The sequence below is a fragment of the uncultured Nocardioides sp. genome (genome assembly GCF_947488025.1).
Taxonomy (GTDB): Bacteria; Actinomycetota; Actinomycetes; order Propionibacteriales; family Nocardioidaceae; genus Nocardioides.
The window spans coordinates 275968-290395 of sequence record NZ_CANKYS010000001.1; the positions used below are offsets into that span (position 1 = coordinate 275968).

General features: G+C 71.7%; 14 protein-coding genes. 3 read left to right on the forward strand and 11 right to left on the reverse strand.

Features of this window, described 5'->3' with window-relative positions:
• Positions 1-198 precede the first annotated feature (198 nt).
• Together Q1B24_RS01260 and Q1B24_RS01265 are read right to left on the reverse strand one after the other, a co-directional pair.
• Positions 199-1248: a YihY/virulence factor BrkB family protein gene (locus tag Q1B24_RS01260; RefSeq protein ID WP_299922360.1), complete on the reverse strand. Its 1050-nt coding sequence runs from the start codon at positions 1246-1248 to the stop codon at positions 199-201.
• A 4-nt stretch (positions 1249-1252) separates the two neighbouring features.
• A complete protein-coding gene (locus Q1B24_RS01265; protein WP_299922363.1) occupies positions 1253-1762 on the reverse strand; it encodes a 2'-5' RNA ligase family protein in 510 nt (169 codons plus the stop codon).
• Between the two features lie 60 nt (positions 1763-1822).
• Between Q1B24_RS01265 and trpS the strand changes: the two genes are divergently transcribed.
• Positions 1823-2878, forward strand: coding sequence for a tryptophan--tRNA ligase (trpS, locus tag Q1B24_RS01270; protein ID WP_299922365.1), 1056 nt, complete (start codon positions 1823-1825; stop codon positions 2876-2878).
• A 34-nt stretch (positions 2879-2912) separates the two neighbouring features.
• Here the strand turns inward: trpS and Q1B24_RS01275 are convergent, their stop codons facing one another.
• The 4 genes from Q1B24_RS01275 to Q1B24_RS01290 form a co-directional block, all read right to left on the reverse strand.
• The gene (locus Q1B24_RS01275) at positions 2913-3071 is read right to left on the reverse strand and encodes a hypothetical protein (RefSeq protein WP_299922367.1); all 159 of its coding nucleotides are present in this window, start codon (positions 3069-3071) and stop codon (positions 2913-2915) included.
• A gap of 138 nt (positions 3072-3209) precedes the next feature.
• Positions 3210-4466: an MFS transporter gene (locus Q1B24_RS01280; RefSeq protein WP_299922369.1), complete on the reverse strand. Its 1257-nt coding sequence runs from the start codon at positions 4464-4466 to the stop codon at positions 3210-3212.
• A gap of 73 nt (positions 4467-4539) precedes the next feature.
• Positions 4540-4962, reverse strand: coding sequence for a DUF6498-containing protein (locus tag Q1B24_RS01285; RefSeq protein ID WP_299923193.1), 423 nt, complete (start codon positions 4960-4962; stop codon positions 4540-4542).
• 68 nt (positions 4963-5030) lie between these two features.
• Positions 5031-7244, reverse strand: a complete 2214-nt coding sequence (locus Q1B24_RS01290; RefSeq protein ID WP_299922371.1) for an NADP-dependent isocitrate dehydrogenase — start codon at positions 7242-7244, stop codon at positions 5031-5033.
• A 173-nt stretch (positions 7245-7417) separates the two neighbouring features.
• On the opposite strand from Q1B24_RS01290, the gene Q1B24_RS01295 reads away from it, so the two are divergent.
• Positions 7418-8548 (forward strand): aquaporin, encoded by a 1131-nt coding sequence (locus Q1B24_RS01295; protein ID WP_299922373.1) that lies wholly within the window; start codon positions 7418-7420, stop codon positions 8546-8548.
• Between the two features lie 30 nt (positions 8549-8578).
• Here Q1B24_RS01295 and Q1B24_RS01300 read toward each other — a convergent pair whose 3' ends face one another.
• Complete coding sequence (locus tag Q1B24_RS01300) at positions 8579-9256, reverse strand: hypothetical protein (protein WP_299922375.1); 678 nt, start codon at positions 9254-9256, stop codon at positions 8579-8581.
• Between the two features lie 89 nt (positions 9257-9345).
• Here Q1B24_RS01300 and Q1B24_RS01305 point away from each other — a divergent pair, with 89 nt between their 5' ends.
• On the forward strand, positions 9346-10332 hold the full coding sequence (locus tag Q1B24_RS01305) for a malate dehydrogenase (RefSeq protein WP_299922377.1): 987 nt from the start codon (positions 9346-9348) through the stop codon (positions 10330-10332).
• 59 nt (positions 10333-10391) lie between these two features.
• Here the strand turns inward: Q1B24_RS01305 and Q1B24_RS01310 are convergent, their stop codons facing one another.
• The 4 genes from Q1B24_RS01310 to purN form a co-directional block, all read right to left on the reverse strand.
• On the reverse strand, positions 10392-10787 hold the full coding sequence (locus Q1B24_RS01310) for a DUF3017 domain-containing protein (RefSeq protein WP_299922379.1): 396 nt from the start codon (positions 10785-10787) through the stop codon (positions 10392-10394).
• 1 nt (position 10788) lies between these two features.
• A complete protein-coding gene (locus Q1B24_RS01315; RefSeq protein ID WP_299922381.1) occupies positions 10789-11637 on the reverse strand; it encodes a bifunctional methylenetetrahydrofolate dehydrogenase/methenyltetrahydrofolate cyclohydrolase in 849 nt (282 codons plus the stop codon).
• A 135-nt stretch (positions 11638-11772) separates the two neighbouring features.
• On the reverse strand, positions 11773-13362 hold the full coding sequence (gene purH / locus Q1B24_RS01320) for a bifunctional phosphoribosylaminoimidazolecarboxamide formyltransferase/IMP cyclohydrolase (protein WP_299922383.1): 1590 nt from the start codon (positions 13360-13362) through the stop codon (positions 11773-11775).
• A 276-nt stretch (positions 13363-13638) separates the two neighbouring features.
• Positions 13639-14256, reverse strand: a complete 618-nt coding sequence (purN, locus tag Q1B24_RS01325) for a phosphoribosylglycinamide formyltransferase (protein ID WP_299922384.1) — start codon at positions 14254-14256, stop codon at positions 13639-13641.
• Positions 14257-14428: the final 172 nt, after the last annotated feature.

Below are 14428 nucleotides of genomic sequence, written 5' to 3' on the forward strand. Positions count from 1 at the left end.
GGCCAGCGGCCCGCGGTGGCCGGCCGGCCCGCGGTGCGTGAGGCAGCTTCTGGGCGCATCGAACCTGCCTCACGCACCGCTGAACGACGCCCCCTCCGAGCAGAGGTGCGTGAGGCACGTTGTCGACCGCAAGAACGTGCGTCACGCACCGCTCAGGGGGCGGGTGGGTGGGCGGGCGGGCGGGAGCAGGGGGCGGGGTCAGCGGCGGCGGAGGAGGGCGACGAGCCCGAGCATCGAGGCGGCGCCGGCGGCGAAGGCCGCCTTGGGAGAGGTGCCGCCGGCAGGGGTGGTGGAGAGTACGCCGGGCGCTGCCGCGGCGAGGTCGATGCGGGGTCCCTCGGGCATCTGGTCGGCGACCCGGTTCGCGTCGCGGAGGGCGCGCGCCTCGGGCGAGGTGTGGGCCCAGGCTGCGGCGAGGACGACGACGCGGGAGGTGTAGTTGATCCAGATCATCAGGATGAGCGCGATGCCGAAGGCCTGGAACGCCGCGGACTCGGCCGTGGCCTTGAGCAGGAAGGTGGAGAGCTGCTTGAGGACCTCGAACACGACGGCACCCAGGAGCGATCCGGACCACAGGGACCGGCTGGGGGTGTTCGGCTGGGCGAGCAGGCGGAAGAAGGCGAAGAAGAGCAACGTGTTGGCTGCCAGGCCGAGGCCGATCGCCAGCGCCCAGAAGAAGCCCTCCGCGACCACGCCCAGGTCGAGCCACTCCATGATCGGGGTGAGCACCTTGGTCGCGACGCCGGACACCGCCACGCTCGTGACCAGGATCGAGCCGAGGGCCAGGAGGGCGAGCACGTCACGCAGCTTGCCGAACACGAAGTTCGGTCGCTCGCGCTCGGGCTCCTCGAAGATCGCCATCAGCGCGGCGCGCATGCCTGAGAGCCAGCCCAGGCCTGAGTAGAGCGTGAGCAGGATGCCGACGCTGAAGATCCCCGGCGCGGCGGACTGGAGGGTGTCGAGCGGGACGCCGCTGTCGCCGCCGACCAGGCCGGGGAGGACGGAGTTGGCCGCGTCGACCAGCGTGTCCTCGGCGCCCTCGTAGACCTCCGTCACCTGTCCGAAGATCGCGAATGCGAGGGCGAGGATCGGGAAGAACGACAGGAACGCGAAGTAGGTCACCGCGGCGGCGAGGGCGCTGCCGTTGACCTGCCCGTAGTGCTCGACGGCGCGCACGAGGTGGTCGACGACCGGGCGCCGCTCGCGCACACCGGCGACGCGCTCCTTCACGGTGTCGAGGACCGGCACCCGCTCAGCCCAGCTCGAAGTGGTCGGTGGCCCGCCAGCCGGCGTCGGCGTCGTGGACGTAGAGGCTGAACGCGTCGACGGCGAAGCGGCACTCGAACTCCGCGAGCTCCGCGAACGCCCGGTCTAGCGCCTCGTCGTCGAGGTGGTGGGCGATGGTGACGTGCGGGTGGTAGGGGTAGTGCAGCTCGACCTCGAGCGGTCCCTGTCGTACGGCGTCCGCGAGCACCTCGCAACCCGAGATGCCCTCGGCCAGGGTGACGAACACGACGGGCGAGACCGGGCGGAAGGTGCCGGTGCCGCGCAGGTGGATGTCGAAGCGCGACACGGCGGACGCCGCGTGCGTCAGGTGCGCGCGCACCGTCCGGAGGTCGGCGTCGGGCACCTCGGTCGGCGGGACCAGCGTGATGTGGGTGGGGATCTGCGTCGCCGTGAGGTCGCCGACGCTGGTCCGGTAGCCCTGGAGCTCGCTCGCCCAGGGCTCGGGAATCGCGATCGCTACTCCGATGGTGGGCACCCACGAGACCCTACAGAACCCCGTCGCGGAGCCGATCAGCCCCGTGAAAGGATCTGCCGCGTGAGTGACACCTTCCGCGCCGCACAGGCTCGCAGCGACGCCATCGAGGAGCAGATGGCCAAGGACCCGGCCTCGCTGCGCATGCTGACCGGGGACCGTCCGACCGGGGCGTTGCACATCGGCCACTACTTCGGCTCGATCCGCAACCGCCTCCGCCTCCAGGACAGCGGCGCCGAGATCTGGCAGCTGATCGCGGACTACCAGGTGATCACCGACCGCGAGGTCGCCGGCGACATCGCCGGCAACGTGCGCAACCTGCTGGTCGACAACATCGCCGCCGGGCTCGACCCGGAGAAGGCGACGATCTTCACCCACTCCTCGGTGCCCGCGCTCAACCAGCTGATGCTGCCCTTCCTCAGCCTGGTCAGCGTCGCGGAGCTGCAGCGCAACCCCACCGTCAAGGACGAGGCCAAGTCGGCCGGCATCACCTCGATCGGCGGGCTGCTGCTCACCTACCCCGTGCACCAGGCCGCGGACATCCTGTTCTGCAAGGCCAACGTCGTGCCGGTCGGACGTGACCAGCTCCCCCACCTCGAGCAGACGCGCGTGGTCGCGCGCCGCTTCAACGACAGGTACGCCCCGGTGTTCCCAGAGCCGGGTGCGCTGCTGTCGGAGGCGCCGCTGATCCTCGGCACCGACGGCACCAAGATGAGCAAGTCCAAGGGCAACGTCGTCGAGCTGCGGATGAGCGCCGACGAGACCGCCAAGAAGCTCAAGGGCGCCAAGACCGACAGCGACCGCGTGATCACCTACGACCCGGATGCCCGCCCGGAGGTCGCCAACCTGCTGACGCTCATCGGCCTGTGCGAGGGCGTCGACCCGGCGGCGGTCGCCGAGGAGATCGGCGACGGTGGCGGCGGGGCGCTGAAGGGCCGCCTCACCGAGGCGATCAACACCGAGCTCGCCCCGCTGCGGGCCCGTCGCGCCGAGCTCGAGGCCGACCCCGGCTACCTCGACGAGGTGCTCCGCCGCGGCAACGCCCGTGCCAACGAGGTCGCCGAGGCCACGCTCGACGAGGTGCGCTCGGCGATGGGCATGGTCTACGGCTGGGCGTGAGCCCGGCGCACACGCACCGGGCCCACGCCCCGGCTCAGACGGCCCAGCCCACGTTCTCCGCGACCAGGTCGGCGGCGGGGTAGATCCCCCGCAGCTCCTCACGTCGTCCCAGTAGGTCGACGACCGCACCGGTGTTGCGGTCGGCGAGCTGGCGGCGGCGCTCCATCTGGCGCGCGATCTTGTCCTCGTCCATGACGTTCCCCTCCGGAAGATCTGGGGCGGACTGCCCGCCCCTCATGGATTGGATCGTTACAAGTCCGGGCTACGCCACAGTTCCGCCCGTGTTAACACCACGCAACATCATCGGGAAGGTCGTGCACCGCCGCGCGGTTCAGGCGCGTACGGCGTCCCGTCCCCGCACGTGGAGGGCGGCCGACAGCAGCAGGATGGCCACCCCGGCGACCGAGAGGACGAGCCCGACCAGGGCGGGGGCACGGAGTCCCCAGCCGGCCGCGATGACCAGGCCGCCCAGCCACGCGCCGAGCGCGTTGGCGATGTTGAGCGAGGCGTGGTTCATGGCGGCACCGAGTGTCTGGGCATCGCCCGCCACGTCCATCAGCCGCAGCTGGAGGTTGACGACCAGCACCGAGCCGAGCGTGGTGATGAGGAAGACGACCGGCAGGGCGGCCCAGCCGTGGGGCGCGGCGACCCAGAAGGCCAGCATCGTGAAGGCCATGCCGACGCCACCGATGATGAGCGAGCGGAAGATCGACCAGTCAGCCATGATCCCGGCCAGCCAGGTGCCGGCCACCATGCCGAGGCCGAAGGAGAGCAGGAAGACGGGCACCGCCTTCTCCCCCAGCCCTGCGACGTCGGTGACCACCGGGGCGATGTAGGTGTAGACGGCGAACATGCCGCCGAACCCGACGGCGCCCGCGAGCAGGGTCAGCCAGACCTGCGGCACCTTGAAGGCCGACAGCTCGCGGCGCCCGCTCGCACCCGGGTCGCCGGGGACCGACGGCACGAGCCAGACGACGAGCCCGAGGGTCAGCACGGCGAGCCCGCCGGCCGCCCAGAACGCCGCCCGCCAGCCGAGCTCCTGGCCCAGGACCGTCGCTGCGGGTACGCCGATGACGTTGGCGACCGACAGGCCGAGCATCACCAGCGAGACCGCGCGCCCCTTGTGCGAGGGCCGCGCCATGCTGGCAGCGACCAGGGAGGCGACGCCGAAGTAGGCACCGTGCGGCAGCCCGGCGGCGAAGCGGGCGACCATCAGCTGCTCGTAGGACGTCGCGAGCGCGCTCACCGCGTTGCCGACGGCGAAGGCCGCCATCAGGGCCACCAGCAGGGCCCGCCGCGGGAGCCGCGCACCGAGGAACGCCAGCACCGGCGCGCCGACGACCACACCGACGGCGTACGCCGAGATGACGTGCCCGCCGGTGGGGATCGAGACGTCCACGCCGGCGGCGATCTGGGGCAGCAGGCCCATCGTGACGAACTCGGTGGTGCCGATCGCGAAGCCGCCCATCGCCAGCGCGAGGACCGCGAGGCCGAAGTGGCGCGCGGTCACCGCCGGCACGTCGACGTCGCCGGAGCGGCTGCCGGAGGGGTCGGCGGGTGGAGCGGAGGTCTCGGCAGTCGTCGTCATCACCTGGCGCAAGAAGGGGCGCAGCCGGTTTTGTTCCCCGGCACCGGCGCGTCGGCGCGGGAGGTGGCCGGGATCACGCCGAGCCGACCCAGCGGAGGACGAGGCCGAAGCCCAGGATGATCGCGACGTGCAGCACGAGCATGCGCGGGTAGGGCTGCCACATGGCCGTGGTGGCGGAGACCCGCCACCGCTCCCCGCCGTCGTACCAGTTGATCCACAGCGAGCCGACGTGGCTCAGCGCGAGGGTCAGCCCGGCCAGCAGCCACATGCCCGGGTGCAGGTCGCCGCCCGCCAGGAAGGCCATGACGAAGGCGAACACGCCGTGGACGAGCGTGAAGATGCCGTAGTGGAGGGCGAAGAAGAACGACAGTGCCCCGGCGTCGGAGGCGTCGACGGGCTTGCCGTTGAGGGTCATCCGTCCCGCACCGGGCGTGGCGGGGCCGCGCGCGGTGCGGACCTTGACGATGGTGATCGCCCAGCAGGAGACGTTCTCGATCCGAGGAGAGCAGGGGCGCGCGCGGCGGCCCCTGCTCCCCCGTGGTCATGTCGTGGTGGTGTGCGTGCTCAGCCCAGCGAGGCGATGGCCTCGTTGAACGTCGCGGACGGACGCATCACCGCTGCAGCCTTCTCCGCGTCGGGGCGGAAGTAGCCGCCGATGTCGGCCGGCTTGCCCTGCACGGCGAGCAGCTCGTCGACGATCGTCTGCTCGTCGGCGCGCAGCGTCGAGGCGAGCTCGGCGAACGCGGCGGCGAGGTCGGCGTCCTCCGTCTGCTTCGCCAGCTCCTCGGCCCAGTAGAGCGCGAGGTAGAAGTGCGAGCCGCGGTTGTCGATCGTGCCGAGCTTGCGGCCCGGCGAGCGGTCCTCGTTGAGGAAGGTCTCGGTCGCCTTGTCGAGCGTGTCGCCGAGGATGCGGGCGCGGGCGTTGTCGTCGTAGCCGGCGAGGTGCTCGAGCGAGGCGGCCAGGGCGAAGAACTCACCCAGGCTGTCCCAGCGCAGGTAGTCCTCCTTGACGAGCTGCTGCACGTGCTTCGGCGCCGAGCCGCCGGCGCCGGTCTCGAAGAGGCCGCCGCCGTTCATCAGCGGGACGATCGAGAGCATCTTGGCGCTGGTGCCGAGCTCGAGGATCGGGAAGAGGTCGGTGTTGTAGTCGCGCAGCACGTTGCCGGTCACCGAGATGGTGTCCTCGCCGCGTCGGATCCGCTCCAGGGAGTACGTCGTCGCCTCGGCCGGCGCCATCACCTGGATGTCGAGCCCGTCGGTGTCGTGGTCCGCCAGGTAGGTCTTCACGAGCGCGATGAGGTTGGCGTCGTGGGCGCGCGTCTCGTCGAGCCAGAAGATGGCCGGCGTCTCGCTGGCCCGGGCGCGGGTGACGGCGAGCTTGACCCAGTCGCGGATGGAGGCGTCCTTGGTCTGGCAGGCGCGCCAGATGTCGCCGGCCTCGACGTCGTGCGACATCAGCACCTCGCCGGACCCGTTGCGGACCTCGACCTTGCCCGCTGAGGGGATCTCGAAGGTCTTGTCGTGCGAGCCGTACTCCTCGGCCGCCTTGGCCATCAGGCCGACGTTGGGCACCGAGCCCATCGTCGAGGGGTCGAGGGCGCCGTGGGTGCGGCAGTCGTCGATGGCGGCCTGGTAGACGCCGGCGTAGGAGGAGTCCGGGATGACGGCGAGGGTGTCCTGCTGCTCCCCGTCGGAGTTCCACATCTGGCCGGACGTGCGGATCATCGCGGGCATCGAGGCGTCGATGATGACGTCGGAAGGCACGTGCAGGTTGGTGATGCCGCGGTCGGAGTCGACCATCGCGAGCGACGGGCCCTCGGCCAGGCCCTTCTCGAAGGCGGCCTTGATCTCCGCGCCGCCGTCGACCTTGTCGAGGCCGGACAGGATGGCGCCGAGGCCGTCGTTGGCCGAGAGGCCCGCGGCGGCCAGCTGCTCGCCGTACTGGGCGAAGACGTCGGCGAAGTAGGCGCGCACGACGTGGCCGAAGATGATCGGGTCGGAGACCTTCATCATCGTGGCCTTGAGGTGGGCGGAGAACAGCACGCCGTCGGCCTTCGCCCTCGCCACCTGCTGCTCGAGGAACTCGTCGAGGTGGGCCGCGCTCATGAAGGTCGCGTCGACGACCTCGCCCTCGAGGACCTTCAGGCCCTCCTTGAGGACCGTCTCCTGGCCGTCGGCGCCCACGTGCACGATCGCGAGCGTGTCGTCGGCGGGGATGACCACGGACTGCTCGTTGCTGCGGAAGTCGTCGTGCCCCATCGTGGCGACCGACGTCCGGGAGTCGCTGCTCCACGCGCCCATCGAGTGGGGGTGGGCCTTGGCGTAGTTCTTGACCGAGGCGGGCGCGCGGCGGTCGGAGTTGCCCTCGCGCAGGACGGGGTTGACCGCCGAGCCCTTCACCTTGTCGTAGCGGGCGCGGGTCTCGCGCTCCTCGTCGGTCTGCGGGTTCTCGGGGTAGTCCGGGAGGTCGTAGCCCTGCGACTGCAGCTCGGCGATGGTGGCCTTGAGCTGCGGGATCGAGGCGGAGATGTTGGGCAGCTTGATGATGTTGGCCTCGGGCTTCGTCGCGAGCTCGCCGAGCTCGGCGAGCGCGTCGTCGAGGCGCTGCTCGTCGGTGAGCCGGTCGGGGAACTGCGCGATCACGCGACCGGCAAGCGAGATGTCACGGGTCTCGACGTCCACACCGGCGGTCTTCGCGTAGGCGGCGATGATCGGGAGGAACGAGTACGTCGCGAGCAGCGGCGCCTCGTCGGTGTGGGTGTAGATGATCTTGGCCATGGGTACGACAGCTCCTGCAGCTCGTGATCTGGTCCGGGCATAACTCTTGACGTCAAGATACCTGACGCCGGGAAGCGGTGGCGACTCGCCTACCCTCGCACCCCTCCTTCCACGCCGCTAGGCTCAGCACGGCCTACGAGGGGTATGGCCACCCGACCCTGGAGGGACGCGCGATGAGCGACACCGTCGAAGACACACCGACCACCGGACAGAAGTTCACCGCCGAGGCACTGGGCACCTTCGTGCTCGTCTTCTTCGGCTGCGGCGCCGCCGTCTACAGCGGGGGCGACCTCGTCGCCACGGGTCTGACCTTCGGCCTCACCGTCGTGGTGATGGCCTACGCCGTCGGGCGCGTCTCGGGCGGTCACTTCAACCCGGCCGTCACGCTGGGCGCCGTCCTGGGCGGCCGGTTGCCGTGGAGCCAGGTCGGCCTCTACATGGCCGCCCAGCTGCTCGGCGCCCTCGTCGCCGGAGCCGTGCTCTTCGGCCTCGGTCACGGCTTCGACGGCTTCGTCGCCGAGGGCAACATGGGCCAGAACTTCTTCGGCGACCAGGGCTCCGGCTTCGCCTGGTGGGCCGCCCTGCTGCTCGAGGTGGTGATGACCGCGGTGTTCCTGTGGGTCATCCTCGCCGTCACCGACGCGCGCAACGACGTCAACGTCGCCCTCGGCCCGCTCGCGATCGGCCTCACGCTCAGCATGCTCCACTTCCTCGCCATCCCCCTGACCGGTACGTCGGTCAACCCGGCCCGCTCGATCGGCGTCGGCGTCTTCGCCGGCACCGACGCGATCATCCAGCTCTGGCTCTTCGTGCTCGCACCGCTGCTCGGCGCGGCGATCGCCGGCCTCACCTACCCCGTCCTCTTCGGCCAGGGCTCCGAGCCGGTCGCCGGCTCGGGCCTCAACTTCGGCGGCGGCAAGAAGGACCAGTACGTCCCGGGCAACTACGAGGCCCAGTGGAACCAGGGCCAGCCGGGCAGCTGGGGCCAGCCCGGTGCCGCGTGGGGCGCTCCCCCGCAGCAGCAGTGGGGCCAGCCCGGCCAGCAGCAGCCCGACCCGGCCTACGGCGCACCGCAGGCCGCTCCCCCGCAGCAGCAGCCGGGCCAGCCCGGCCAGTGGGGGCAGCCCGCGCCGCAGCAGCCGGCCCAGCCCGGTCAGCCCCAGCCCGGCCAGTGGGGCGCACCCCAGCAGCCCGGCCAGCAGCCCCAGCAGCAGCCGCAGCAGCCCGGGCAGAGCGCTCCCGGGCACTGGGGCAACCCCGAGGGTGACGACGACGGCCGCACCCAGGTGCGCCGCCCCGACTGACCCCGGCCGGCGCTGGCCAGCGCCGACCGACTAGCCCTCGACCAGCTCGGCCGTCCAGCCGGCGTCGAGGTCCTCGAGCCCGACGAGGCCGACACCCTTCTCGTACACCGTGCGGGTCGTGGTGCCGGCCTCGTCGAGCAGCTGCACCATCTCGCTGGACTGGTCCTCGATGGTGGCGCTGGCGCGCGGCAGGCCGGGGACGTCGTACGACAGCCAGCCGTCGCCGAGCCGCGGGTCGGCGGGCATCGCGAGACCGGCCTCCGCGCCGTCCTCGGCGGCGCGCCAGGACGACGCGGCGGAGTCGGCGCCGACCAGCCACACGTTGCCGGCCTCGTCCTGGGCGTAGAGGTGCGTCTCGACGGTGGTCGTGCCGTCGCCGGGGTCGGTCGTGGTCTCCACCGCCGTCGCGGCGAGACCCGCGACCGGGACCGTGCCGTCGAGCACGTCCACCACCATCCGGCCCGTCGTGCGTCCGTCCTCGGTGAGGTCGTAGGTCATGCGCGTGCCCGGCTCGAGCGGCAGCCACGGATTGTCGACGTCGTCCACGAAGTCCGCGGGCGCGGGGGTCGGCGTGGGGATGACGAGGCCGTTGATGCCCAGTGATTCGTAGGGCTCGGGCTGGCCGATGCCCGCGCACCCGGAGGTCCCCAGCAGGAGGCCCGTCGCGAGCGCTGCGACCGCCAGCGGGCGGCGTACGGCTCCAGACATGGGCGCCAGCATGCCAGCCGCACCGCGCTGCTAGCGTCAGCGGGACAACCCGGAACAGATCCGAGACACCCTCACGAGGAGTACGAACCGTGACCTCCGAACCTCTCAAGGTGGCCGTCACCGGCGCCGCCGGCCAGATCGGCTACAGCCTGCTCTTCCGCCTCGCCAGCGGTGCACTGGCCGCGGACCGCCCGATCGAGCTGCGGCTGCTCGAGATCGAGCCCGCCCTCAAGGCGCTCGAGGGCGTCGTCATGGAGCTCGACGACTGCGCGTTCCCGAACCTCGCCGGCGTGCAGATCGGCTCGGACGCCGAGAAGATCTTCGACGGCGTCAACCTCGCCCTCCTCGTCGGCGCGCGCCCGCGCGGCCCCGGCATGGAGCGTGGCGACCTGCTCTCGGCCAACGGCGCGATCTTCACCGCGCAGGGCAAGGCCCTCAACGCCGTCGCCGCCGACGACGTACGCATCGGTGTCACCGGCAACCCGGCCAACACCAACGCCCTCATCGCGATGACCAACGCGCCCGACATCCCCCGCGAGCGCTTCTCGGCCCTGACCCGCCTCGACCACAACCGCGCGATCAGCCAGCTCGCGGCGAAGACCGGCGCGAAGGTCACCGACATCAAGAAGATGACGATCTGGGGCAACCACTCGGCGACCCAGTACCCCGACCTCTTCCATGCCGAGGTCAACGGCAAGAACGCCGCCGAGGCCGTCGGCGACCAGGCCTGGCTCGAGAACGACTTCATCCCGACCGTCGCCAAGCGCGGCGCCGCGATCATCGACGCGCGTGGCTCCTCCTCGGCCGCCTCGGCCGCGTCGGCCACGATCGACGCCGCCCGCGACTGGCTCTTCGGCTCGGCGCAGGACGACTGGGTGTCGATGGCGGTCGTGTCCACGGGCGAGTACGACGTCCCCGAGGGCCTGATCTCCTCCTTCCCGGTCACCACCTCCGGCGGCGACTGGTCGATCGTCGAGGGCCTCGAGATCGACGACTTCTCGCGCGCCCGGATCGACGCCTCGACCGCCGAGCTCGCCGACGAGCGCAAGGCCGTCACGGAGCTCGGCCTGATCTGATCCAAGACGACGGCCGGGCACTCCTTCGCGGGGGTGCCCGGCCGTCTTCCTGGTTTCGCCTAGAAGCCCCCGGGCTGGTCCGGGATGGATCCGGCGAGGAAGATCAGCAGCCCGCCGAGCACGATGAGCACGGCCGCGTCGAGCACCTTGTGGCGTACGGCGAGCATGCCGGCGTCGCGGCGGCGCAGCACCAGCCGGACGGCGGTGGCGAAGATCAGCGCCCCACCCATCAGCCGGATGCCGGTGCGCCACTCGTCGAGCGCCACGACGACCAGGGACGCCCCGACCACGCCGAGGACGAGCAGGTAGAACGCGCCCCCGATCGTCGAGGGGTAGCGACGCGGTTCGTCGGGGTCCTCCGGCGGTGGCTCCGCCGAGACCGGTGCGACCGACTCGGGGGGCTCGACGTGCGGGTCGGCCCGTTCGGGGCGCTCGGGGTTCTCGGGGTCGGCCATGTCAGGACCGGACGGACTTCTCGGCGATCTCCACGATGTTGGTCAGCAGCATCGCGCGCGTCATCGGTCCGACACCCTTCGGGTTGGGCGAGACCCAGCCCGCCACGTCCCACACGTCGGGGTGCACGTCGCCGGTGACCTTGCCGTCCACGCGCGAGACGCCCACGTCGAGCACCGCGGCGCCCGGCTTGACCATGTCGGCGGTGATGATGCCGGGCACGCCGGCGGCCGCGACGACGATGTCGGCGGTGCGGACGTGTGCGGCGAGGTCGCGCGTGCCGGTGTGGCACAGCGTGACGGTGGCGTTCTCCGACCGGCGCGTCAGCAGCAGCCCGAGCGGGCGCCCGACGGTGATCCCGCGGCCGACGACCACGACCTCCGCACCGGCGATCTCGACGCCGTGGCGGCGCAGCAGCTCGATGGCGCCGACCGGGGTGCAGGGCAGCGGGCCGGCCTCGCCCAGCACCAGCTTGCCGAGGTTGACGGGGTGGAGGCCGTCGACGTCCTTGTCGGGGTCGACCCGCGAGAGCAGGGCGAACTCGTCGAGCCCGGTGGGCTGCTGGACGATGAACCCGGTGCAGGCGTCGTCGGCGTTGAGCTCGTCGATGACCGCCTCGACCTCGGCCTGGGTGGCCGTGGCGGGCAGGTCACGGCGGATCGAGGTGATGCCGATCTCCGCGCAGTCCTTGTGCTTGGCGCCGACGTACCAGTGCGACCCGGGGTCGTCGCCGACCAGCACCGTCCCGAGGCCGGGCACGACGCCCCGCTCGCGCAGCGCGGCGACGCGCTCCGCCAGCTCGGCCTTGATGGTCCGCAGCGTCGCTGCGCCGTCCAGGGTCTGTGCGGTCACGCGGGACATCCTAGGGAGGTGGGGTGGGATGGGCTGGGGTGGCTGGTCGCGACATCAGGGTCTCGATACACGCCGTCGCGACCTCACACGCCGTCGCGCTCGACCTTTTCACTCCGCGGAGTCGCTTCGCTCCTCCTAGTGAAAAAAGTGGCGCGCGCCGGTCAGGTACATCGTCACGCCGGCCGCCTCGCAGGCCGCGACGACCTCGGCGTCACGGACCGAGCCACCGGGCTGGACGATGGCCTTGACCCCGGCGTCGATGAGGATCTGCGGGCCGTCTGCGAAGGGGAAGAAGGCGTCGGAGGCGGCGACCGCCGACGACGCCCGCTCGCCCGCCCGCTCGACGGCGAGGCGGCACGAGTCGACGCGGTTGACCTGCCCCATCCCGACGCCCACCGAGGCGCCGCCGGACGCGAGCAGGATCGCGTTGGACTTCACCGCCCGGCAGGCACGCCAGGCGAACGCGAGGTCGGCCAGCACCTCGTCGGAGGCGGCCTCCCCGGTGGCGAGGGTCCAGGTCGACGGGTCGTCGCCGCCGTCGTCCGACCGGGCGGAGAGCACGTCGCGGTCCTGCAGCAGCAGGCCGCCGGAGATGGCCCGCATCTCGCCGCCGCCGCGGGTGAGCGGCGGGCACTCGAGGATGCGGATGTTCTTCTTGGCCTGCAGCACCTCGACGGCGCCGTCCTCGTAGCCCGGCGCCACCACGACCTCGGTGAAGATCTCCGCGACCTGCTCGGCCATCGCGACGGAGACCGGCACGTTGGTGGCGATCACCCCGCCGAAGGCGCTGACCGGGTCGCACTCGTGGGCCTTGCGGTGAGCAGTGGCGACGTCGCCGGCGACGGCGATGCCGCACGGGTTGGCGTGCTTGATGATCGCCACGGCCGGCTCGTCGAAGTCGTACGCCGCCCGCCGGGCCGCGTCGGCGTCGACGTAGTTGTTGTAGGACATCTCCTTGCCGTGGTGCTGCGTGGCCTGCGCCAGGCCGGGGCCGCCGGGCAGGAAGCCGTTGCTGTAGAGCGCGGCGGACTGGTGCGGGTTCTCGCCGTAGCGCAGCACCGCCTCCTTGTTCCACGTCGCGCCCATCCAGGCCGGGAAGCCGGAGCCCTCGCTCGTGTCCGTGAGCACGTTGCCCATCCACGACGCCACGTGGACGTCGTAGGTCGCGGTGTGCACGAACGCCTCGGCGGCGAGGCGCTGGCGCTCGGCCAGCGTGAACCCCCCGGTAGCAACGGCGGCCAGCACGGCGTCGTACGTCGCGGGCGAGGTGACGATGGCGACGCTGGGGTGGTTCTTGGCCGCGGCGCGCACCATCGACGGACCGCCGATGTCGATCTGCTCGACGCACTCGTCGGGGCCGGCGCCCGACGCGACGGTCTGGGTGAAGGGGTAGAGGTTGCTCACGACGAGGTCGAACGGCTCCACCCCCAGCTCCTCGAGCTGCGCGACGTGGGAGTCGAGGCGGCGGTCGGCGAGGATCCCGGCGTGCACGCGCGGGTGCAGGGTCTTGACCCGGCCGTCGAGGCACTCGGGGAAGCCGGTGAGGTCCTCCACCTTGGTGACGGGCAGGCCGAGCGACTGGATCAGCGCGGCCGAGCCGCCGGTGGAGACGAGCTCGACACCGGCCTCGTGGAGGCCGCGGACCAGGTCGTCGAGACCGGCCTTGTCGTAGACGGACACCAGGGCACGGCGGATCGGGACACGAAGGTCGGCAGAGGGGGACACGGGACTCCTCGGACTCGGGCGAGATCGGTAACGAGATCGGGGGCACCCAGGCGTTCGATGGTCCCCGGCGTCACTCCCTGGTGGTGACCCACCTGCGCCAGTCGTGTGGCTGCAGACTAAGGCATGACCCTCGGTCCCGGACCTACTGCGCGTCCCCACGAGCGCACGACGGCTTCGTTGTCGTCAGTCGCCATGACTCCGTCATGTCTCCCTCCTCCGCCTTGCCCTCGCACGCCCGTGACGTCGCTCGCTACGGCCCGTGCCCGAGGGGCATGCCTACCGAGCCGCGTCGCCGATGCGAACCCGGCGGCCATCGACCGCGATGCCCTCGCGGGCGATCCGGCCGACGGTGTCCACGAGCATCGCCCGCTCGGCGGTCTTGATGCGCTCGTGCAGCGACGCGACGTCGTCGTCGTCCTCCACCGCGACCGGCACCTGGGCGATGATCGGGCCGGTGTCGACGCCCGCGTCGACCACGAAGAGCGTCGCGCCGGTCACCTTGACGCCGTGCTCGAGGGCATCGCGCGGCCCGTGCATGCCGGGGAACGCCGGGCACAGGGCCGGGTGGGTGTTGAGGGTGAGGAACCGGTCGAGGAACTCGGTGGAGAGCAGCTTCATGAAGCCGGCCGAGACGACCAGGTCGGGCTCGAAGCGCTCGACCACGGTGGTGAGCGAGGCGTCCCAGCCCTCGCGGGTCTCGAAGTCCGACACCTTGCGCACGAAGGTCGGGACCCCCGCGCGCTCAGCGCGGGCGAGGCCCTCGATGTCCTCGCGGTCGGCGCCGACGGCGACGACCCGGGCGCCGTACGCCGGATCGGCGCAGGCGTCGAGCAATGCCTGCAGGTTGGTGCCGGATCCCGAGACGAGGACGACGAGGCGGGTGGGCTGGTGCACGCCCGGAAGTCTAGGGCTGCGGCTACGCGCGCCTCCGCCGCGCCGGGCGCGCCGGGACCGCTGAGCAGCCCGACCTGCGCGAGCGGGCACCCCTCGACCGCCTGGCGGCACGGTCCGATCGACTGCACCTCCGCGGTGCCTCGCTCCACCTCGACACCCGGCGCGCTGATCT

Excerpts from the sequence above, each read along its gene's own strand:
- Q1B24_RS01275 (WP_299922367.1), bottom strand. The coding sequence starts at position 3,071 with ATGGACGAGGACAAGATCGCGCGCCAGATGGAGCGCCGCCGCCAGCTC.
- Q1B24_RS01280 (WP_299922369.1), bottom strand. The coding sequence starts at position 4,466 with ATGACGACGACTGCCGAGACCTCCGCTCCACCCGCCGACCCCTCCGGC.
- Q1B24_RS01290 (WP_299922371.1), bottom strand. The coding sequence starts at position 7,244 with ATGGCCAAGATCATCTACACCCACACCGACGAGGCGCCGCTGCTCGCG.
- Q1B24_RS01295 (WP_299922373.1), top strand. The coding sequence starts at position 7,418 with ATGAGCGACACCGTCGAAGACACACCGACCACCGGACAGAAGTTCACC.
- Q1B24_RS01300 (WP_299922375.1), bottom strand. The coding sequence starts at position 9,256 with ATGTCTGGAGCCGTACGCCGCCCGCTGGCGGTCGCAGCGCTCGCGACG.
- Q1B24_RS01310 (WP_299922379.1), bottom strand. The coding sequence starts at position 10,787 with ATGGCCGACCCCGAGAACCCCGAGCGCCCCGAACGGGCCGACCCGCAC.